At 68.8% G+C, this 20,369-nt stretch carries 18 protein-coding genes, 1 rRNA gene and 1 riboswitch; of the genes, 4 read left to right on the top strand and 15 right to left on the bottom strand.

Annotated elements, in window-relative coordinates; all coding sequences use genetic code 11:
* Positions 1 to 48 precede the first annotated feature (48 nt).
* From IF54_RS0108650 to IF54_RS0108640, 3 genes are read right to left on the bottom strand one after another with little or no spacing between them, the layout of a single operon-like run.
* Positions 49 to 846, bottom strand: a complete 798-nt coding sequence (locus IF54_RS0108650) for a carbohydrate ABC transporter permease (RefSeq protein ID WP_051735367.1) — start codon at positions 844 to 846, stop codon at positions 49 to 51.
* 32 nt (positions 847 to 878) lie between these two features.
* Positions 879 to 1,877 (bottom strand): carbohydrate ABC transporter permease, encoded by a 999-nt coding sequence (locus IF54_RS0108645; RefSeq protein ID WP_030316203.1) that lies wholly within the window; start codon positions 1,875 to 1,877, stop codon positions 879 to 881.
* Between the two features lie 6 nt (positions 1,878 to 1,883).
* Entirely contained in the window at positions 1,884 to 3,179 is a 1,296-nt protein-coding gene (locus IF54_RS0108640) for an extracellular solute-binding protein (protein ID WP_030316201.1), read from the bottom strand.
* Positions 3,180 to 3,371: 192 nt separating this feature from the next.
* Between IF54_RS0108640 and IF54_RS42675 the strand changes: the two genes are divergently transcribed.
* The 3 genes from IF54_RS42675 (at position 3,372) to IF54_RS0108625 (ending at position 6,447) form a co-directional block, all read left to right on the top strand.
* Positions 3,372 to 3,509, top strand: coding sequence for a hypothetical protein (locus IF54_RS42675; RefSeq protein ID WP_159002102.1), 138 nt, complete (start codon positions 3,372 to 3,374; stop codon positions 3,507 to 3,509).
* A gap of 502 nt (positions 3,510 to 4,011) precedes the next feature.
* On the top strand, positions 4,012 to 5,964 hold the full coding sequence (locus IF54_RS0108630) for an APC family permease (protein WP_030316200.1): 1,953 nt from the start codon (positions 4,012 to 4,014) through the stop codon (positions 5,962 to 5,964).
* Positions 5,965 to 6,027: 63 nt separating this feature from the next.
* Positions 6,028 to 6,447 (top strand): TOBE domain-containing protein, encoded by a 420-nt coding sequence (locus IF54_RS0108625; protein ID WP_030316198.1) that lies wholly within the window; start codon positions 6,028 to 6,030, stop codon positions 6,445 to 6,447.
* Between the two features lie 56 nt (positions 6,448 to 6,503).
* On the opposite strand, the gene gcvP is transcribed toward IF54_RS0108625, so the two are convergent.
* Positions 6,504 to 9,389, bottom strand: a complete 2,886-nt coding sequence (gcvP, locus tag IF54_RS0108620; protein WP_030316196.1) for an aminomethyl-transferring glycine dehydrogenase — start codon at positions 9,387 to 9,389, stop codon at positions 6,504 to 6,506.
* Positions 9,390 to 9,568: 179 nt separating this feature from the next.
* Positions 9,569 to 9,664: riboswitch (glycine riboswitch) on the bottom strand.
* A 122-nt stretch (positions 9,665 to 9,786) separates the two neighbouring features.
* On the opposite strand from gcvP, the gene IF54_RS0108615 reads away from it, so the two are divergent.
* The gene (locus IF54_RS0108615) at positions 9,787 to 10,164 is read left to right on the top strand and encodes a PRC-barrel domain-containing protein (protein ID WP_030316195.1); all 378 of its coding nucleotides are present in this window, start codon (positions 9,787 to 9,789) and stop codon (positions 10,162 to 10,164) included.
* Here the strand turns inward: IF54_RS0108615 and IF54_RS0108610 are convergent.
* From IF54_RS0108610 to rrf, 11 genes are all read right to left on the bottom strand, one after another.
* Positions 10,080 to 11,516: a DNA polymerase IV gene (locus tag IF54_RS0108610; protein ID WP_078851913.1), complete on the bottom strand. Its 1,437-nt coding sequence runs from the start codon at positions 11,514 to 11,516 to the stop codon at positions 10,080 to 10,082. The genes IF54_RS0108615 and IF54_RS0108610 overlap by 85 nt on opposite strands.
* 58 nt (positions 11,517 to 11,574) lie before the next feature.
* On the bottom strand, positions 11,575 to 12,222 hold the full coding sequence (locus IF54_RS0108605) for a MerR family transcriptional regulator (RefSeq protein ID WP_078851912.1): 648 nt from the start codon (positions 12,220 to 12,222) through the stop codon (positions 11,575 to 11,577).
* A 264-nt stretch (positions 12,223 to 12,486) separates the two neighbouring features.
* Entirely contained in the window at positions 12,487 to 12,960 is a 474-nt protein-coding gene (locus tag IF54_RS0108600) for a bifunctional nuclease family protein (protein ID WP_004002801.1), read from the bottom strand.
* A gap of 77 nt (positions 12,961 to 13,037) precedes the next feature.
* Positions 13,038 to 13,775, bottom strand: a complete 738-nt coding sequence (locus IF54_RS0108595) for a MerR family transcriptional regulator (RefSeq protein ID WP_030316192.1) — start codon at positions 13,773 to 13,775, stop codon at positions 13,038 to 13,040.
* A gap of 18 nt (positions 13,776 to 13,793) precedes the next feature.
* Complete coding sequence (locus IF54_RS41000) at positions 13,794 to 14,702, bottom strand: FHA domain-containing protein (RefSeq protein WP_078851911.1); 909 nt, start codon at positions 14,700 to 14,702, stop codon at positions 13,794 to 13,796.
* A gap of 61 nt (positions 14,703 to 14,763) precedes the next feature.
* Positions 14,764 to 15,606: a DUF881 domain-containing protein gene (locus tag IF54_RS0108585; RefSeq protein WP_030316189.1), complete on the bottom strand. Its 843-nt coding sequence runs from the start codon at positions 15,604 to 15,606 to the stop codon at positions 14,764 to 14,766.
* A gap of 5 nt (positions 15,607 to 15,611) precedes the next feature.
* On the bottom strand, positions 15,612 to 15,944 hold the full coding sequence (locus IF54_RS0108580) for a small basic family protein (protein WP_003988855.1): 333 nt from the start codon (positions 15,942 to 15,944) through the stop codon (positions 15,612 to 15,614).
* A complete protein-coding gene (locus IF54_RS0108575) occupies positions 15,941 to 16,837 on the bottom strand; it encodes a DUF881 domain-containing protein (RefSeq protein ID WP_234438941.1) in 897 nt (298 codons plus the stop codon). Before IF54_RS0108575 ends, IF54_RS0108580 begins: the two co-directional genes overlap by 4 nt.
* A 105-nt stretch (positions 16,838 to 16,942) precedes the next feature.
* A complete protein-coding gene (locus tag IF54_RS0108570) occupies positions 16,943 to 19,438 on the bottom strand; it encodes a mannose-1-phosphate guanyltransferase (protein ID WP_030316184.1) in 2,496 nt (831 codons plus the stop codon).
* A 116-nt stretch (positions 19,439 to 19,554) separates the two neighbouring features.
* The gene (locus IF54_RS0108565; protein ID WP_030316181.1) at positions 19,555 to 20,163 is read right to left on the bottom strand and encodes a CDP-alcohol phosphatidyltransferase family protein; all 609 of its coding nucleotides are present in this window, start codon (positions 20,161 to 20,163) and stop codon (positions 19,555 to 19,557) included.
* A gap of 107 nt (positions 20,164 to 20,270) precedes the next feature.
* Positions 20,271 to 20,369: ribosomal RNA gene (gene rrf, locus IF54_RS40455) — 5S ribosomal RNA — on the bottom strand; the annotation flags it as partial.

The following is a 20,369-nucleotide window of genomic DNA, read 5'->3' as shown; positions in this document are numbered from 1 at the left end:
TCACGTGCGGGGGTGGGTGAGCCGTACTTTTTTGTGCGGACGCCGGTGTCAGCCTTTCGTTGCTCCGGCGGTCAGGCCGCCGACGAGCTGGCGCTCGGCGACCGAGTAGAAGGCGAGGGCGGGCACCATCGCCAGCACGAGATAGGCGAAGACCCGCGCGTACTCTGCGGAGTACTGCCCCTGGAACTGCTGCACACCGACGGGCAGCGTCCACCACGTGTTGTCGGTGAACACCAGCAGCGGCAGCATGAAGTTGTTCCAGCTGGTGACGACGGCGAGCACCGACACCGTGCCGAGCGCCGGCCGCGCCATCGGCAGCAGGACGCGCCAGAAGAACCCGAAGGAACTGCACCCGTCGAGCGTGGCCGCCTCCTCCAGCTCCCCCGGGATCTCCCGGAAGAAGGCCCGCAGGATGATGATCGTCATGGGCAGCCCGAAGGCGGCCTGCGGCAGGATCACCCCGAGCGGGTTGTCCAGCAGGCCGAGCGAGCGCAACAGCAGGAACAGCGGGAGCACCGCCACCGCGAAGGGGAACATCAGCCCCATCGTGAAGAGCGTGAACAGCGCCTCCCGCCCCCGGAAGGCGAACCGCGCGAACGAGAACGCGGCCAGCGCGGACAGGGCGACCACCAGCACCGTCGTACCGACCGCGATCAGCGTGCTGCTGCCGAGCAGCCGCCAGAAGTCGCTCCCGCCGAGGATGTCGGTGTAGTTGCTGGTGAGCCACTTCCTCGGCAGCCCGAACGGATTGCTGGAGAGTTCGTCGGTCGACTTGAAGCCGGACAGGACGGCGTACACGAGGGGTACGACCATCACCGCGCCGACGACGACGAGGATCACGTGCATCGGCAGGGTGCGAACACCGCTTGTACGGCTGGTCACTTGCCGTCCCCCCTCATCGTCGTGGTAGCCCCTTCGAGGTCGCGGCGGAGCACGAACCGCTGGTAGGCGAGGGCGAAGACGAGGCAGATGCCGAACATGACCACGCTGATCGCGCTGGCGTAGCCGACCTGGTAGCGCTTGAAGCCGTACTGGAACATGGTCACGGCCATCGTCTCGGAGTGGTGGTCGGGCCCGCCCTGGGTGATCACCCAGACCAGGTCGAAGAGCTGGATCGCCCCGATGACGGACAGGAAGACGCTGATGCGCAGGGTGGGCGCGAGCAGCGGCAGGGTGACGTTGCGGAACCGCTGCCAGGCAGTGGCGCCGTCGATGAGCGCGGCTTCGGTCAACTCCCGTGGGATCGACTGGAGTCCGGCCAGGTAGAGCATCATGTGGAAGCCGAAGTACTTCCAGGTCATGACGAGGAAGAGCGTCGCCATGACGTAGGACGGATCGGCGAACCACAGCCCGCCCACGCCGTCGAGCCCCACCGCGCCCAGCACGTGGTCGGCGAGCCCGTCGTCCGGCGCGAAGACCATGCTGAACAGCACACCGGTGATCGCCTCGGAGAGCACGTAAGGCGCGAAGAACAGCATCCGGTAGACGGCCCGTCCGCGCAGCCGCTGGTTGAGCAGGACGGCCATGGCGAGCGCGAACGGCAGTTGGAAGGCGAGGGAGAGCAGCACCAGGAGGAGGCAGCGCCACAGGTCGCCCAGGAAGACCGGGTTGTCGAAGAGGTCCGTGAAGTTGTCGGTGCCGACGTAGTCCGACGGCATGCCGAAGCCGCCCCAGCGGAAGAACGCGGCGTAGAGCGCGAACAGCATCGGCAGCAGGACCATGCCGATGAACAGCACCAGCGCGGGGAGCTGGAAGCCGACCGCGGTGAGCCAGTGCAGCATCCGCCGACGGCCCCGCCCCCGGGCCCTGACTGATTCCGGGGGCGGGAGTTCGGTGCCCGGACCGCTCCGCTTGTCTGCGAGGAACGTGGAGGTCATCGCGGGCTACTGCTCTTCCTTCGCGGTCTGCGTGATCGACTGGGCGACCTGCTCGGGGGACTTGGAGCCGGCGATGAGCGCGGCCACGCTGTCGTTGACCTCCTGGCCGACGGCGGGCGCGTACGCCTGGTCGAGGTAGAGCTGGAAGCCGGTGGCCGCCTTCAACTGGGCTTGTACGAGCTTGAGGTTGGGGTCGGTCATGGCCTTCTCCGCGTTCGGCAGCACGGGAAGGATGCTGGTCTTCTTGACCAGTTCCAGTTCGGTGGCCTCGGAGGCGAAGAACTTCAGGAAGTCGACGGCCGCCTGCGGGGCGCCGCGGCGCAGCGCGTGGCCGCCGCCACCGCCGAACACCTCGGTGATGGCCCCCTTGCCGCCCTCGACCGCGGGGAACGGGAAGAACCCGAGATCGGAGCCGAGTCCCTTGCCGGAGTCGGCCTGCACGGAGGGCGCCCACTGGCCCATGAGTTCCATGGCCGCCTTGCTGTTGCCCACGGCGGCCGCCTGGCCGGTCGGGGTGGAATACGCGGCGTTGAGGAAGCCCTTCTGGAAGGGCTGGAGGTCCACCAGGTCCTTGAGGTGGCGGCCGGCCTCGACGAAGCCGGCGCCGGTGAAGTCCTTGTCCTCGCTGGCCTTCTGGAGGGCGGCGATGCCGGCGGTGCGCATCGCGAGGTAGGCCCAGTAGTACATCCCCGGCCACTTCTCCTTGCCGGCGAGGGCGATGGGCGTGATGTTCTTCGCCTTCAGCTCGCTCACGGCATCGAGGAAGCCGCTCCAGGTGGTGGGGGGTTCGCTGATCCCGGCCTGCTTGAAGAGCTTCTTGTTGTACCAGAAGCCGATCATGCCCATGTCGAACGGAACGCCGTAGAGCTTGCCGTCGAGGATGTACGGCTCCTTGGTGACCTTCAGCAGACCATCGGACCAGGGCTTGGTCCGGTCGCTCAGATCCTCGACGAGACCGGCGTCGACCTGCTGCTTGAGGACACCGCCGCCCCAGGTGTGGAAGATGTCGGGGAGCTTGCCGGAGGCGGTCAGCGCCGTCATCTTCGACTTGTAGGCGTCGTTCTCCAGCTGGACGATCTTGATCTTCACCTTGGGGTTCTGCGCCTCGAACTTCTTGGCGAGACCGGCCCAGACCGTCTTCGCCGGCTCGGTGGTGGAGATGTTCCACCACTCCACCGTGGTCGTGCCGTCGGACGACCCTCCGTCCGAGTCACCGCCGCAGCCTGTCAGTGCCGTCATGCTCAGACCGGCCGCGGCGGACGCCGCTATGAATCCACGGCGGGACAGTGCCGGGTCGCCCATTTTGCGCTCCTTGGGTACGGGACGGAGACGTCCTGGTCCGCCCTGCGTCTCGAAAGTTTCGAAAGAGATCCAGAAAGCTTCGCTGCTGCCGCACCCTAGAGACAGCTACGGAGGGGTGGCAACCCCCTGTGCAGAGGGAATGTTCGAAGAACAACCACTCAACTCGTCGCGGGAGGCGGTGAGGTGATCGCCATGAACGAACTCCGTGGCCTCCTGGATGCCGTGGACGACGATGATCCGGCCGACGAAGGGAGAGGCCGCCCACAGCAGGACGAGCGCGAGGAGAGGACCGCAGCGAGCCCCGGCCCGCTCAGCCCGGAGCCGCCGTGACGGGCGGTCATCGCCTCCCGCTCGCCCGAAACATTCGCCTTCTAAAGCGATCCTTACGGAGCAACCTGTCGAGCTGCCGGTGAGCACCCTCTAGGCGTCCAGGGCGAAGCCCCCACCCACGCGACCCGCCGCCGGACACCTCTCCCCAGACCCACGCCCCACCCTGCCGACCGCCCCGCAGCCTCGCCCCACGCCCCCTCGCCCCCTCGCCCCCAACAGCCGAACCCGACAACCGCAGTGGAGTTCTCCTTTCACCGCCCCGCCCCGCCGCCTCTCACCATGACGCTGCGTATCCGCCCAACGCCCCTCCACCCGCGGAGCTCGAACCAGGACGAATCCCCCATTCGCCCACTCCGGGCCCCCGCAGACCGAGTCTTAACGGAAGCTTGACGCCCCGAAGGCCCCGATCCGAAGGCCCAAACGTCACTCTCCGCTTACGCTTGTTCCGCCGTCTGCCGGGCGGCCGCAACCCCGCTGAGCCGCACCGCAGGAGCACCCCCCGATGGCCACGACCGAACAGCCGCCCGCCAGTCGCCTGCGCGCCTGGATGCTGGAAGGCCTGTCCGACATGGGCAGGCCGGGCGGCCACACGGGCCCCCACGCCGAACCGGAACCCGCGCACCGGGGCCAGCGCTGGTGGCGGGTGATGTGCCTGACCGGCGTCGACTACTTCTCGACCCTCGGCTACCAGCCCGGCATCGCCGCCCTCGCGGCCGGCCTGCTCTCCCCCGTCGCGACGATCGTCCTCGTGATCGTCACGCTCGCGGGCGCCCTGCCCGTCTACCGCCGGGTCGCCGAGGAGAGCCCCCGGGGCGAGGGCTCCATCGCCATGCTGGAGCGGCTGCTGTCCTTCTGGCAGGGCAAGCTCTTCGTCCTCACCCTGCTCGGCTTCGCCGCCACCGACTTCCTGATCACCATCACCCTGTCCGCCGCGGACGCCTCCACCCACCTCGTCGAGAACCCGCACCTGAACAGCGCCCTGCACGACCAGCAGATGCTGATCACCCTCGTCCTGGTCGCCCTGCTCGGCGCGGTGTTCCTCAAGGGCTTCCTGGAGGCGGTCGGCGTCGCGGTCGTCCTGGTGGGCCTCTACCTCGCCCTGAACGTCGTCGTCGTGATCGTCGGCTTCTGGCACATCATCACCGCGAGCCATGTCGTCACCGACTGGTCCAGCGCCCTGACGTCGGAGCACGGCAACATCTTCGTGATGATCGGCGTCGCCCTTATCGTCTTCCCCAAGCTCGCCCTCGGCCTCTCCGGCTTCGAGACCGGCGTCGCCGTCATGCCTCACGTCCAGGGCGACCCGGAGGACACCGAGGAGCGCCCCACCGGCCGTATCCGCGACACCAAGAAGCTGCTCACCACCGCCGCCCTGATCATGAGCGGCTTCCTGATCGCCACCAGCTTCATCACCACCCTCCTCATCCCGGAGAAGGACTTCGAGTCGGGAGGCCCGGCCAACGGCCGTGCGCTGGCGTACCTCGCCCACAACTACCTCGGTGGCGTCTTCGGCACGGTCTACGACGTCTCGACCATCGCCATCCTGTGGTTCGCCGGCGCCTCCGCCATGGCAGGCCTGCTCAACCTGATGCCCCGCTACCTGCCCCGCTACGGCATGGCACCGCACTGGGCCCGCGCCGTCCGCCCCATGGTCATCGTCTTCATCCTGATCGCCTTCCTGGTGACGTGGATCTTCGACGCCGACGTCGACGCCCAGGGCGGCGCGTACGCCACCGGCGTGCTGGTGCTGATCAGCTCGGCGGCGATCGCGGTGACCATCGCCGCCCACAAGGCGGGTCAGCGGGGCTGGACGATCGGCTTCGCGGTCATCTCCGCGGTGTTCCTCTACACGACCGTCGTCAACGTCATCGAACGCCCGGACGGCGTGAAGATCGGTGCCTGTTTCATCGCCGCGATCATCCTGGTCTCGCTGCTGTCCCGGCTGGCCCGTGCCTTCGAGCTCCGCGTCACCAGCGTCACGCTCGACCCGATGGCGGAACGTTTCGTCCGAGACATGGCCAGCCGCAAGATCCGCCTGATCGCCAACGAACCGGACTCGCGCGACACCGCCGAGTACCGCGACAAGATCGAGCAGATCCGCGAGGACAACGACATCCCCGGCGAGGACTTCGTCTTCGTCGAGGTCACCGTCCTGGACCCCTCGGAGTTCGAGGCCGGCCTCACCGTCCGGGGCGAGGTCCTGCACAAGCGCTACCGCGTCCTGACCCTGGAGTCCTCCTCCATCCCCAACGCGCTCGCGGCCCTGCTCCTGCACATCCGCGACTCGACCGGCTGCACGCCCCACATCTACTTCGAGTGGACCGAGGGCAACCCGTTCCACAACTTCCTGCGGTTCTTCCTCTTCGGACAGGGCGAGGTCGCCCCGGTCACCCGGGAGGTCCTGCGCGAGGCGGAACCGGACCGCGCCCGCCGCCCCCGCGTCCACACGGGCTGACCCGCGAGCGCGCCCGGCCGTGCCCTGCCGACCGCGCTCCCGCACCAGCCCTACCGTGACCCCATGACCCTGAGCATCCGCAACCAGCTCCCCGGCACCGTCACAGCCGTCACCCCCGGTGACGCCATGGCGACGGTCAAGGTCCGCCTCGACGGCGGCCAGGACCTCACGGCCGCGATCACCCTCGACGCCGTCGAGGACCTCGGCCTCTCCCAGGGCTCCGCGGTACGCGCCCTGGTGAAGGCGACGGAGGTCTCCCTCGCCACCGCCCCGGTCAGCGGTGTGTCCATCCGCAACCAGCTTCCCGGCACGGTCACAGGCGTGGCCGCCGGAGCCGCCATGGCCACCGTGCGGATCGCCGTGGAAGGAGGCGAACTCACGTCCGCGATCACCGCGGAATCCGCGACCGAGCTCGCGCTCACGACCGGTACCCCGGTCGTCGCGCTGATCAAGTCGACCGAGGTGTCCCTGGCCACGGCCTAGAAGCCTCGCGCACGCAAAGAGGGCCCCGCCAAAACGGGGCCCTCCTCATCTCAAGCTCAGTCCTCGTACGCGTCCAACGGCGGGCACGAGCACACCAGGTTGCGGTCGCCGAACGCCTGGTCGATCCGCCGTACCGGCGGCCAGTACTTGTCCGCGACCGACACACCACCCGGGAAGACGGCCTCCTCACGCGTGTACGCGTGCTCCCAGGCGCCGCCCAGCGCACCGGCGGTGTGCGGGGCGTGCCGCAGCGGGTTGTCGTCCGCGTCCCACTCCCCCGAGCCGACCTTCTCGATCTCCCCGCGAATGGCGATCATCGCCTCGCAGAACCGGTCGAGCTCGGTCAGGTCCTCGGATTCGGTCGGCTCGATCATCAGCGTCCCGGCCACCGGGAACGACATGGTCGGCGCGTGGAAGCCGTAGTCGATGAGCCGCTTGGCCACGTCGTCGACGCTCACCCCGGTCGCCTTGGTCAGCGGCCGCAGATCGATGATGCACTCGTGCGCGACCAGCCCGCCGGGCCCGGTGTAGAGCACGGGGTAGTGCGGCTCGAGCCGCTTGGCGATGTAGTTGGCGGAGAGCACGGCCACCTGCGTGGCCCGCTTGAGCCCCTCACCGCCCATGAGCCGCACGTACGCCCACGAGATCGGCAGGATGCCCGCGGAACCCCAGGGCGCGGCCGAGATGGGCCCCACGCCCGTCTCGGGGCCGGCCGCGGGCTGCATCGGGTGGTTGGGCAGGTACGGCGCGAGGTGCGCCCGCACGCCCACCGGACCGACGCCCGGACCACCGCCGCCGTGCGGGATGCAGAAGGTCTTGTGCAGGTTCAGGTGCGAGACGTCGCCGCCGAAGTGCCCCGGCTTGGCGAGCCCCACCAGCGCGTTGAGGTTGGCCCCGTCGACGTACACCTGCCCGCCGGCCTCGTGCACCTGCGCGCAGATGTCGGCGACGTGCTCCTCGAACACGCCGTGCGTCGAGGGGTAGGTGATCATCAGCACCGCGAGCTCGTCCCGGTGCTGCTCGATCTTGGCCCGCAGGTCCTCGACGTCGATCTCGCCGTCCCCGGCGGTCTTCACGACGACGACCTTCATGCCCGCCATCACGGCGCTGGCGGCGTTGGTCCCGTGCGCGGACGACGGGATCAGACACACGGTCCGCTGCTCGTCCCCGTTGGCCCGGTGGTATCCGCGCACCGCGAGCAGCCCGGCCAGCTCGCCCTGCGACCCGGCATTCGGCTGGAGCGACACGTTGTCGTACCCGGTGACCTCGGCGAGCCGCTCCTCCAGCTCCCGGATCAGGGTCAGATAGCCCTCGGCCTGCTCGGCGGGCGCGAAGGGGTGCAGCTGCCCGAACTCGGGCCAGGTGACCGGCTCCATCTCGGTGGTCGCGTTGAGCTTCATGGTGCAGGAGCCCAGCGGGATCATGCCCCGGTCCAGCGCGTAGTCCCGGTCGGCGAGCCGGCGCAGGTAGCGCAGCATCGCGGTCTCGGAGCGGTACTGGTGGAACACGGGGTGGGTGAGGAAGTCGTCGCCCCGCAGCAGCGCGTCCGGCAGTGCCTCCTCGGTGGCCGCGTCCAGCGCCTCGATGTCGGCCTCGACCCCGAACGCGTCCCACACGGCGGTCACCTGGGCCCGCAGGGTGGTCTCGTCACAGGCGAGGGACACGTGGTCGGCGTCGACGAGGTGCAGGTTGACGCCGTTGCGCCGCGCGGCGGCGACGACCTCGGCCGCCTTGCCGGCCACGCGCACGGTGAGCGTGTCGAAGTAGGAGCCGTGCACGACCTCCACGCCACCGGCGGTGAGCCCCGCGGCGAGGATGTTCGCGTACCGGTGGGTCCGCCGCGCGATGGCCTTGAGCCCGTCGGGCCCGTGGTAGACCGCGTACATGCCGGCCATGACCGCGAGCAGCACCTGCGCGGTGCAGATGTTGCTGGTCGCCTTCTCCCGCCGGATGTGCTGCTCACGCGTCTGGAGCGCGAGCCGGTACGCCTTGTTCCCGTCGGCGTCCACGGACACACCCACGAGCCGCCCGGGCAGGCTGCGCGCGAACTTCTCGTGCACGGCCATGTAGCCCGCGTGCGGCCCGCCGAAGCCGATCGGCACACCGAACCGCTGCGTGGTCCCGATCGCGATGTCAGCACCGAGTTCACCCGGCGACCTCAGCAGGGTCAGCGCGAGCAGGTCGGCGGCGACGGTCACGAGCGCGCCGAGCTCGTGAGCCTGGTCGATGACGGGCTTGATGTCGCGTACGGCCCCGGAGGCCCCGGGGTACTGGAGGAGCACGCCGTTGATCTCACGGGAGGCGACCTCGGCCGGGATGCCCTGGCTCAGGTCCGCCACGACGACCTCGACACCGGTCGGCTCGGCGCGGGTCTCGATGACGGCGATGGTCTGCGGAAGGGCGTCCGCGTCGATGAGGAAGAGGCCCTTCTTGTTCTTCCCCATGCGCCGGGACAGGGCCATGGCCTCGGCGGCCGCCGTGCCCTCGTCGAGCAGCGAGGCGCCGGAGGTCGGCAGCCCGGTGAGTTCGGCGACCATGGTCTGGAAGTTCAGCAGGGCTTCCAGCCGACCCTGCGAGATCTCCGGCTGGTACGGCGTGTAGGCGGTGTACCAGGCCGGGTTCTCCATCACGTTCCGCAGGATGACGGGCGGCGTGAAGGTGCCGTAGTAGCCGAGTCCGATCATGGGGGCGAGGACCTGGTTCCGGTCGGCCAGCGACCGCAGCTCGGCCAGCACCTCGGCTTCGGTGCGCGCTCCGGGCAGCTCCAGGGCATCGGCGTTCTTGATCACATCGGGCACCGCGGCGGCGGTCAGCTCGTCGAGCGAGCCGTACCCGACGTGGGCGAGCATCTTGGCCCGGGCCTCGTGGTCGGGACCGATGTGACGCTGCTCGAACGGGATCCCCTGCTCGAGCTCTGCGAGCGGAATGCGGTGGGCGGTCATTGCGGAGGCCTCCTGGTCTGACGCGACCTTCGAGGGGTACCCCGGCGCGGGTACCCCGACGGCCTCCCCCTCTGTCATCTCAACCTGAGAGCTTCACCGGTCGCCCGAGGGGCCACCGGCTTTCACCGTCGGTGAGAGCGGAGGCCGCCGTCGACACCCGCCCTGCTTTCCAGAGTGACCTCGTCCGTGCGGTACGTGAGCCTGAGAGATTCCGGGGAGGATTTGCTCCTTCGGCGCCTCCGATGTCGTCTGGAGGACTCTCCCGCACGGGGTCGACAGCCGCTTGCAAGCCTACCAGCGAGGTCCACGATCGAGCGTTCGAGTGGCCGCCCACCCCAATGTGCTCTTTCGTAGTCTTACGACCGCTTCGGATGAGGTGCGACCAAGTGGAGGGCCCGTGCAGACCGACATCGATCCGCGCCACCTGATCGGCCGCAAGGCGTTCGACCGCAACGGCACGAAGATCGGCACCGTCGACGAGGTCTACCTCGACGACGCCACCGGGGTCCCGGAGTGGGCGGCGATACGCACCGGCCTCTTCTCACGCGACGCCTTCGTCCCCCTGGAGCCCAGCGAACTGGTCGAGGGCAACCTGAAGGTCCCCTACGACCGCTCCCTGATCAAGGACGCCCCCGACTTCGGCGTGGGCCGCCACCTCTCCCCGGCCCAGGAACTCCAGCTCTACCACCACTACGGCCTGGACCTCGCCCCACCACCACCGCTGCCGGACCGCTCCTTCGGCAAGATCGCAGGCCCGGAGGACGTGGAGCCCTGAGACCCCGGCACACCCTTCCGCTCGACCAACGGCAACGGCTCGGCGACCTCCAGCGCAGGATCGTCGACAGGAAACGTCCGCACCCGCCCCGGAGGGGACTCCGGCGTCTCGAACCGCACGGTCACCCGCCCCACCCCGCTCCCCTGAACCCACCCGTGCCCGTACTCGGCATGCCGCACGTCGTGCCCGGCGACCCACCGCCGCTCGACCGCCGGCTCCCGCCCCTCGACCGGCACGTCATCGGCGACCTCCTCCACGGCGTGATCGTGATGCGCCTCCCCCGCGGCCTGGGCGAACAGATCCTCCTGAGTGAAGTCGGCGAGCCCCGAGACCCCGACCCCCAGCAACCGCACGCCCCCGGTGGAGTCCACCCCCTCCAGCAACCGCAGAGCGGCCTCCCGCACCACCGCGGGGTCGTCCGTGGGCCCCCGCAGCGTCTCGGACCGCGTCAGGGTCGAGAAGTCGTACCGCCGCACCTTCAACACGATGGTCCGCCCCGACAGTCCGGCCCCCCGCAACCGCCGCACACACCGGTCCGCCAGCCGCTGCACCTCGAGCCCGACCCGGACCCGGTCATGGATGTCCACGTCGTACGTGTCCTCCACCGACACCGACTTCGTCTCCCGCTCCGCCACCACGGCCCGCTCGTCCCGCGCCAGCGCCATCGCGTACAGGCCGTGCCCGTGCGCCTTCCCCAGCAGCCGTACGAGCTCGTCCTCCCCCGCCTCCACGATCTCCTCGACGGTGTGGATCCCGGCCCGACGCAGATGGTCCCCCGTCGCCGGCCCGACCCCCGGCAGGGTCCGCACCGACATGGGCCCCAGCAGGGCCCGCTCGGTCCCCGGCTCGATCACCACCAGCCCGTCCGGCTTGGCCTGCTCGGAGGCGATCTTCGCGAGCATCTTGGAGGCGGCGAGCCCCACGGACCCGGTGAGCCCCGTGACGGCCCGTATGTCGGCCCGCAGCCTCGCTCCGGCCAGCCGGGCCGACCCCTCGTCCCAGGCCGCTCCACCGGCCTCCAGATCGACGAACGCCTCGTCCAGGCTCAGCGGCTCCACGAGCGGCGACAGCTCCCGCAGCAGCCCCATCACCTGCTCGCTGATCGCCTTGTAGAACCCGAAGCGCGGCACGAGATACGCGGCGTTCGGCGCGAGCCGTCTCGCCTGGGCCATGGGCATCGCCGAGTGCACCCCGAACACCCGGGCCTCGTAGGACGCGGTGGCCACCACACCCCGCGGCCCCAGCCCGCCCACGACGACGGCCTTCCCGCGCAGACTCGGCTTGGACGCCTGCTCCGCCGAGGCGTAGAAGGCATCCATGTCGAGATGCAGGATCGTGGGCGCTTTTCTCACATGTCCGATGCTGCCCTACACCACTGACAATGCCCCGCCGGGACAGCGGGGCAGGACCTCAGACAGCCCGGTTGCGCCGCCGCGCCAGCTCGTCCGCGGGGTTGCTCCCGACGAGCGTCTCGCCGGTGTCCACCCGCTCCCCGTGCAACTGCGACAGCGCGCTCTCGACGTCCCGCCACACCACACCCACGGCGATCCCGAAGATCCCCTGTCCGCCCTGGAGCAGAGCGTGGACCTCGTCCGGCGAGGTGCACTCGTAGACCGTGGCCCCGTCGCTCATGAGCGTCATGCGCTCCAGGTCCTGGAAACCCCGCTCCCGCAGGTGCTGGACCGTGGTGCGGATGTTCTGAAGCGACACGCCGGTGTCCAGGAACCGTTTGACGATCTTCAGGACGACGACGTCCCGGAAGCTGTAGAGCCGCTGCGTCCCCGACCCGTAGGCGGGCCGCACACTCGGCTCGACGAGTCCGGTGCGCGCCCAGTAGTCGAGTTGCCGGTACGTGATGCCGGCCGCCGCACACGCCGTAGGGCCGCGATAGCCGATCTGCTCGGACGCCATGGACGTCGCCCCTCCGCTGCTCGGCACGGCCGCCGGTCGCTGCGGAACGTGATGATCGGCCGCGCTGCTGTGAAGCGGGTACGGACCGCTCGCCCCGAGACTCCGTCCGGGGGCACCCCCAGCCGTACCGTCGCCGCTGCTTCTCACGCCGACCTCCGTCCTTGACCTGCCTTCTCGACGGTAGGCAGTCACCAGGGGTGCGTCAACGATCGCCACACTCGGCACGCCGAGTGATAATCACCCTGAGAGTGGTTTCCCGTAGCCATCCGCGGGGAAAGGCTAGCCGAATGCGCTCCGAACGGGCCGCAGGACGCTCTCACGCGCCGGTGGCAAATGCCGGCATTTTGGTGACGACCGGACATGGCCGACCCGTCATGGACCACCGATCCGCCGGACCGGCCGCACCCCGTCTCACTGACTGCTGGTGCCGAAGTCCTCGGGGGAGATCTGGTCGAGGAACTCGCGGAATTTCTCCACCTCGTCCTCCTGCTCGTCCGGGATCGCGATGCCGGCGTCGTCGAGCACCCCGTCGCTGCCGTAGATCGGCGTCCCGGTGCGCAGAGCCAGCGCTATGGCGTCGGACGGCCGCGCGCTCACCTCGACCCCGCTGGCGAACACCAGCTCCGCGTAGAAGACGCCCTCACGCAGGTCCGTGATGCGCACTTCGGTGAGCTCCTGGCCGACCGCCTCCAGCACGTCCTTGAACAGGTCGTGGGTCAGCGGTCGTGCGGGGGCCATGCCCTGCTGCGCGAAGGCGATCGCGGTCGCCTCCCCCGGCCCGATCCAGATGGGGAGGTAGCGGTCGCCTCCCACTTCACGCAGAAGCACGATCGGTTGGTTGGAGGGCATTTCGACCCGGACACCTACGACATCGAGCTCGTTCACACAGCAACCCTAGGCCGTGCCCGGGACGTTTGGGTAGTCGGGCAGGAAACGGGTGACAGTTCCTGCACGTGCCGTCCTCAGGGCAGCCGCACACCGAGGGCGGTCTGCACCAGCGCGGCATGCAGCCGCACCGTGAGCCCCGCCAGTTCCTTCGCGCGGGCTTCCGCGTGCGCGCGGGTCTGCGGATTGCGGTGGCGCTTCAGCGGGGCCACCACCTGGTCCACGAGCCCCGCCTCACGGTCCGCGGCGGCCTTCATCGCCCGCAGGTGCCGCGGCTCGATCCCGAACCGTCCGAGTTCGACGACGAGCGCGGCCACGGTCACCGCCTCGGCGTCGTACGCCCCGTCCGGCAGCGGGGTGATGAGCCCGTACGACTCCCACTCCGCGAGCTCCGGTTCACCGATCTCGGCGGCGGCCAGCAGCTCGGCTCGGCCGATCCGGGCCGCGGTGGGTCCCTCGGAGACCTCCAGGACCGTTTCTCCGTCCCGCTGACGGCCCACCGTGGGCAGCGCGACGGCCTCGCCCCGCTCCATGGCGTCCAGATGCTCCCGGATGACCTTGAGCGGCAGGTAGTGGTCCCGCTGCATCCTCAGGACGTGGCCGAGTCGCTCGACGTCCCGGTTGCTGAACTTGCGGTACCCGGAGGGCGTCCGCTGCGGCTCGATGAGGCCCTCGGACTCCAGGAAACGGATCTTGGAGATGGTCACTTCGGGAAACTCGTCGCGCAGCACGTTCAGCACCGTGCCGATGCTCATCAGTCCACTGTCCGTCGCGGCGGTGCCGTGTCCGGCACCGCCGCTCGGTGATTGAAGCATGGACCTTCCCTGGGAGGGTCAGTAGCCCTGCTGGCTCGCGTAGAACACCAGCCGGTACTTGCCGATCTGCACCTCGTCGCCGTTGTTCAGGGCGACCGAGTCGATCCGCTCACGGTTGACGTACGTGCCGTTGAGGCTGCCCACGTCGGACACCGTGAACGAGCCGTCCTGGCCCCGGCGGAACTCCACGTGGCGGCGCGAGACGGTGACGTCGTCGAGGAAGATGTCGCTCTGCGGGTGACGGCCGGCCGTGGTCAGCTCGCCGTCCAGCAGGAAGCGGCTGCCCGAGTTCGGACCGCGGCGCACGACCAGCAGCGCGGAGCCCAGCGGCAGCGCGTCCACGGCGGCCTGGGCCTCCGGGGAGAGCGCCGGCATCTGCGTCTGGCCTGTGACCTCCGAGTCGTAGGCCTCGAGGCCGGAGATGGAGATCGTGGAGGTCGTCTCGGAGGGACGCTCGGGAACCGCCCCGGCCCGCAGCGGGGCGCCGCAGTTGGAGCAGAAGCGGCTGTTCTCCGCGTTGCGGTTACCGCACCTCGTACACACCTGGGCCGACATAGGGGAAAACCCTCCACCCGTACTTGAGGTTGACGGCTGCCCGAAACCTATGCCGCCGGACTGGGCAGGGTCAACAGACGGCACGTCCTGACCTCCGGAAATGTCTCCGCCCGGGCCGCCGACCTGGTCCCGGAACAGCGGGCGCTGGCCCTCGGCTTCGGGCTGTGCGCGGTGCCGAGCGGTGGCGTTGTTGTCGCTGCCCTCTCGCGCGCTCTTGCCGAACAACTTCTGAAACAACTTCACGGGCGATTCCCCTTGACCGAAACAGACCCGCCCGTGGGGCAGGACGAACCCTGATTGAACACACCGGCCGACCCGGACACCCTGACAACGTCCGTTTCCACCAGACAGTTTCCACCACGCACCACCCAATCGGTGCGCCGACCCCCCGCAACCTCATGCCCTTGCCCGACGCGCCGCATGCACCCCCGGTTCACCGGGAGGACGACCGAGCGTAGTCAGGCTGCTTCGCCGCTCGCAAGGCGTCCACGACGATCTCGTCCGACCGCTCCACGACCACGGTGGCCTGCTCCTTCTCCAGAGTCTGCACCACGCCTCCAGGGATGTTGAGCGCCGGTTCCAGGTCCTGCGGATTGCCGATGACCTTGAAACGAAACGGAGCGGTGATCTTGTTCCCGTCGACGCTGACGCTTTTGTCGGATTCCGACAGATAGGTACCGGCGACGACCCGCACGCCGTTCACCTGGATCGCCTCCGCGCCCGCCGCCCGCAGCTCCTGGATCGCGTCGAGCAGCATGTCCGACTCGACCGTCCCCTTGGTGTCCTGGATCGTCATCTCGATGCCCGGCCCCTGCGCGGCCACCGTGCCCGCGAGGATGCCGAGTTGCCGCTCCTTCTCGACCGTCTGCTTGCGGGCCTCCTCCGCCTGGTCGGAGCTGTTCTCCAGCTCGTCCCGCTGCTTCTCGAGGCCCTGCTTCTCGTCTTCAAGACGCTGGGTACGGTCGTCCAGTTCATCGAGGATGCGGACGAGATCTTCCTGCCTCGCCCCGCGCAGCGCACTGTCGCTGTCACTGTTCGACGCCACCTGTACGGCGAGACCGAACCCGAGGCCGAACAGCAGCACCGCGACGATGAGTTGGGCCCGGGTCACACGCGGCGGCCACAGACCCTCGACCAGCCTCTGACGACCGGTCAGGCCGGGCTCCGCCGCCGGACCGGCGGTCTCCTCGACAGGCGTCGCCGGCTGTTCCGCCGGGAGTTCCTCGGGCAGTTCCCTGCGCAGCCCGTTGCCGGGCGTCTCCTCCTGCTCGCTCATCGGCGTCACGCCCTGAAGACGTGCCGGCGGATCGCCGCGGCGTTCGAGAAGATGCGGATCCCGAGCACGACGACGACACCGGTCGACAGCTGGGCGCCCACACCCAGCTTGTCGCCCAGGAACACGATCAGCGCGGCCACGACCACGTTCGACAGGAACGACACGACGAAGACCTTGTCGTCGAAGATGCCGTCGAGCATGGCGCGCAGACCACCGAAGACGGCGTCCAGCGCCGCCACCACGGCGATCGGCAGATAAGGCTCGACAACAGCCGGAACCTCGGGCCGGACCAACAGGCCGGCCACGACTCCCACGACGAGGCCCAGTACGGCGATCACGATGTGCCCTTCTCAGTTCTCGGCTTTGCTGTACGTACGATCACACTCGGTGCGGCCGGCAGCCGGAGGTCGTCCTCCACGGAGATCGCGGTCCGGATGCCGTAGTCCCCTTGCAGGGCATGCAGATACAGCCCGTCGGCGCTGTTCTGGAACTTGGTGCTGAGCCGCTGCCCGTCCCCCACCGCAAGCACCGTATACGGCGGAACCAGCGGCTTGTTGTCGACCAGTATCGCGTCACCCGCGGCCCTGATCGCCGACAGCGCGGTCAGCCGCTGTCCGTTGATGGAGATGGCCTCGGCACCCGATTCCCACAGCCCGTTGACCACACGCTGCATGTCCCGGTCGCGCACCCGCCCGGTGTCGGAGAACCCCGACGTCTCACGCGGGTCGCCGTCACCGCCCGTGGTGGCTTCCTTGGCGTCGTTCACGACCAGCTTGACGCCGGGGCCGTGCACCGCCGCGGCGCCCGACAGGATGCCCACGAGGTCCGCCTTGCCGCTTTCCCCGCTCGCCTTCAGCGCCTCCCGCTGCCGCGAACTCACGTCGTCGCGCAGCTTGTCGACGTTCTCCTCGAGCGTGTCAGCCGTGTCGCCCTCGCGGTCGATGCGGTCGATGAGCTCCTGGCGCTCCTTGGCCACCACCGGAGCGGCCACCCGCGCCTGAGCCGCCCCCACGGTCACCACCAGGGCGGCGAGCACCAGGCCGAGGGCCAGACCGAGCCTCGCCCGCAACGTCTTGGGCAGCCCACCCTCGCCGGCGGCCTTCTTGCGGGCCGCCGCCTCGGCGTACCCGTCGTCGAGGCTGTGATCCATGACGTTGGTGAGCAGCGACATGGAGGCGTCCGGACGCGGGGGGCGCGTGGGGGTGCTCCGAATGGGGGGCTGCTGCGGCATGCCGCACATCGTCGCACGTCGCGGCCCCTACCTCCGAATGGCCCCATCGGCGTGCCGGACACGCCCCCTTGGGGACACATGTCCGGCACGCGCGCGTGCGTGGGCTCAGCGGCCGGCGCTGTCCACGACCGCCGACCACTCGTCCAGCAGGGCCTGCGCGGACGCGTCGTCCGGCCCCTCGGCCCACAGATGAGTGACCGCCTCCGCCGGGTCGGGCAGGACCATCACCCAGCGTCCGTCGGTCTCGACGACCCGGACACCGTCGGTCGTGTCGACAAAGCGATCGCCCGCCGCCTCCACGACCCGCCGCATCACCAGTCCCTTGACGGCCCACGGCGTCGCCAGGTCCCGCTTGAGGACATGCGCCCGCGGGATCCGCGCGTCGATCTGGCTGAGCGTGAGCTGCGTCCGCGCCACCAGCCCGATCAGGCGTACGAAGGCCGCCGTACCGTCGAAGACACTGCTGAACTCCGGCACGATGAAGGCACCCTTGCCGTCACCGCCGAAGATCGTCGAGTCGTCCCTTCCGACCCTGGTGAGATCATCGGGCGAGGTGGTGGTCCACTCGACCTGCGTACCGTGATACGCCGCCACCTGCTCCGCGATCCGCGTGGTCGTCACCGGAAGCGCCACACGGCCGCTGCGCCGCTCGGCGGCGACCAGGTCGAGCATGACGAGCAGGGCGCGGTCGTCCTCGATGATCCGCCCCTTCTCGTCCACCAGGGACAGCCGCTCGCCCACGGGGTCGAACCGCACACCGAACGCGGCCCGAGCGGATGCCACGATCTCGCCCAGCCGCACCAGGCCGGACCGCCGTGCGTCGGCCGTCTCGGTCGGCCGGGACTCGTCGAGTCCCGGGTTGATGGTGAGCGAGTCCACTCCGAGCTTGCCGAGCAGACTGGGCAGCACCAGACCCGCGCTGCCGTTGGAGGCGTCGACGACCACCTTCAGGCCGGACTCGGCGATTCCGGTGATGTCCACGTTCCGCAACAGCGAACCCGTGTACGAGTCGAAGACGCTCGCCGGGAAGTGCAGATCCCCGATCTCGCCGGGGAACGCCCGCCGGTACTCCTGCCGTGCGAACACCCGGTCCAGTTTCCGCTGGCTGCCCTGCGAAAGGTCCGCGCCCCGCCCGTCGAAGAACATGATGTCCACGGAGTCCGGCACCCCGGGTGTCGTCCGGATCATGATCCCGCCGGCACTGCCCCGCGCGGTCTGCTGCCGCGCAACGGGCAGCGGTACGTTCTCCAGGTCGCGTACGTCGATGGCGCTGGCCTGAAGGGCGGAGATCACCGCCCGCTTCAGCGCCCGGGCGCCTCGGGAGTGGTCGCGGGCCGTGGTGACCGTCGAGCCCTTCTTGAGGGTCGTCGCGTAGGCACCGGCCAGTCTGACGGCGAGTTCCGGCGTGATCTCGACGTTCAGGATGCCGGACACCCCTCGGGCGCCGAAGAGGTGCGCCTGTCCCCTGGACTCCCAGATGACCGAGGTGTTGACGAAGGCGCCGGCTTCGATGGTCTTGAACGGGTAGACCCGGACATTCCCCTGAATAATCGATTCCTCGCCGACGAGACACTCGTCGCCGATGACGGCGCCGTCCTCGATCCGCGCGGCACGCATGATGTCGGTGTTCTTCCCGACGACACAGCCGCGGAGATTGCTCTGCTGACCCACGTACACGTTGTCGTGCACGACGGCCTTGTGCAGAAAGGCCCCGCTCTTCACGACGACGTTGGAGCCCACGACGGTGTGTTCCCGGATCTCGGCGCCGGCCTCGACCTTGGCGTAGTCCCCGATGTACAGGGGGCCGCGGAGAACGGCATCGGGATGCACTTCGGCACCCTCGGCCACCCACACGCCCGGGGAGAGCTCGAACCCGTCGATCTCGACGTCGACCTTGCCCTCGAGGACGTCGGCCTGGGCCTTCACATAGCTCTCGTGGGTACCGACGTCCTCCCAGTAGCCCTCCGCGACATAGCCGTAGACCGGCTTGCCTTCCTTCATCAACTGGGGAAAGACGTCACCGGACCAGTCGACGGGCACGTCGGCCTCGACATAGTCGAAGACCTCGGGCTCCATGACATAGATGCCCGTGTTCACGGTGTCCGAGAAGACCTGGCCCCAGGTCGGCTTCTCCAGGAAGCGCTCGACCTTGCCCTCTTCGTCGACGATGGTGATACCGAATTCAAGGGGATTGGGCACACGCGTCAGACAGACGGTGACCAGCGCGCCCTTTTCCTTGTGGAAGTTGATGAGCTCGGTGAGGTCGAAGTCGGTCAGGGCATCACCGGAGATGACAAGGAAAGCATCGTCCTTCAACGCCTCTTCGGCGTTCTTGACGCTTCCGGCGGTACCGAGTGGCTTCTCCTCATTGGCATAGGTGAGCTCCATGCCGAGCTCCTCGCCGTCACCGAAGTAGTTCTTGACCAGAGAGGCCAGGAACTGGACGGTGACCACGGTCTCGTTGAGCCCATGCCTTTTGAGCAGCCTCAGAACGTGCTCCATGATCGGCCGGTTGGCCACCGGCAGGAGCGGCTTGGGCATGCTTGAGGTCATGGGACGAAGGCGTGTGCCTTCGCCTCCGGCCATCACGACGGCCTTCATGTCGGAAGCGTCCTCCTCCAAGAGATGACGGTCTAGCCGACTTCACCCGTCCAGATTGTCCCGCACTTTTCCGCAGGGGGCCATCGAGCCGCTTCGGCCGTGCCGCAGGGACGAGTTCAATCGGCCATGGCGTCCGCGCGAATGAGGCGGCGGACTTGCACCACGTAGAGGACTCCTGCCCACCAGTACAGGGTTGTACCCCATCCAGCGAACGCCCATCCGAAAATAGCAGCGAGTGACGGGAGCCAACCCGTTCCGTCACTGAGCAGCAGCAAGGGGAAGGCGTACATCAGGTTGAAGGTGGCGGCCTTGCCGAGGAAGTTCACCTGGGGCGGCGGATAACCGTGACGCCTGAGGATGCCCACCATCACCAGGAGAACCAGCTCTCGCAAGAGAAGTGCAGCCGTCAACCAGATCGGCAGAATCTCGCGCCAGGTGAGTCCGACCAGGGTCGACAGAATGTAGAGCCGGTCAGCGGCAGGATCGAGCAGCCGGCCGAGGCTGCTGATCTGGTTCCACTTGCGTGCCAGCTTGCCGTCGAGGTAGTCGCTGATCCCGCTCAGCGCCAGTACCAGCAACGCCCAGCCGTCACTCTTCGGCCCCCCGAACTCGGGCCTGAGGATCAGCCACAGGAAGAGCGGCACCCCAACGAGCCGCGCCATGCTGAGGATGTTGGGGATGGTGAGGACCCGGTCCGTCTGGACCCGGGTCTCCTGGACCTCCACCCGGGGGCCTCCTGTGGGAAACGTGCCAACGATGCTCCCTGACCCTACCTCAACGCAAAAAAGCTCTGGCTCTTGGGCAGTGCCCAAGAGCCAGAGCTATAAAAGGAGTTCGGCGGTGTCCTACTCTCCCACAGGGTCCCCCCTGCAGTACCATCGGCGCTGTAAGGCTTAGCTTCCGGGTTCGGAATGTAACCGGGCGTTTCCCT

The organism is Streptomyces sp. NRRL B-3229 (assembly GCF_000719505.1).
GTDB lineage: Bacteria > Actinomycetota > Actinomycetes > Streptomycetales > Streptomycetaceae > Streptomyces > Streptomyces griseorubiginosus.
Note: the sequence above shows the minus strand (reverse complement) of the source record. Positions and strands in the feature narration are given on the sequence as shown.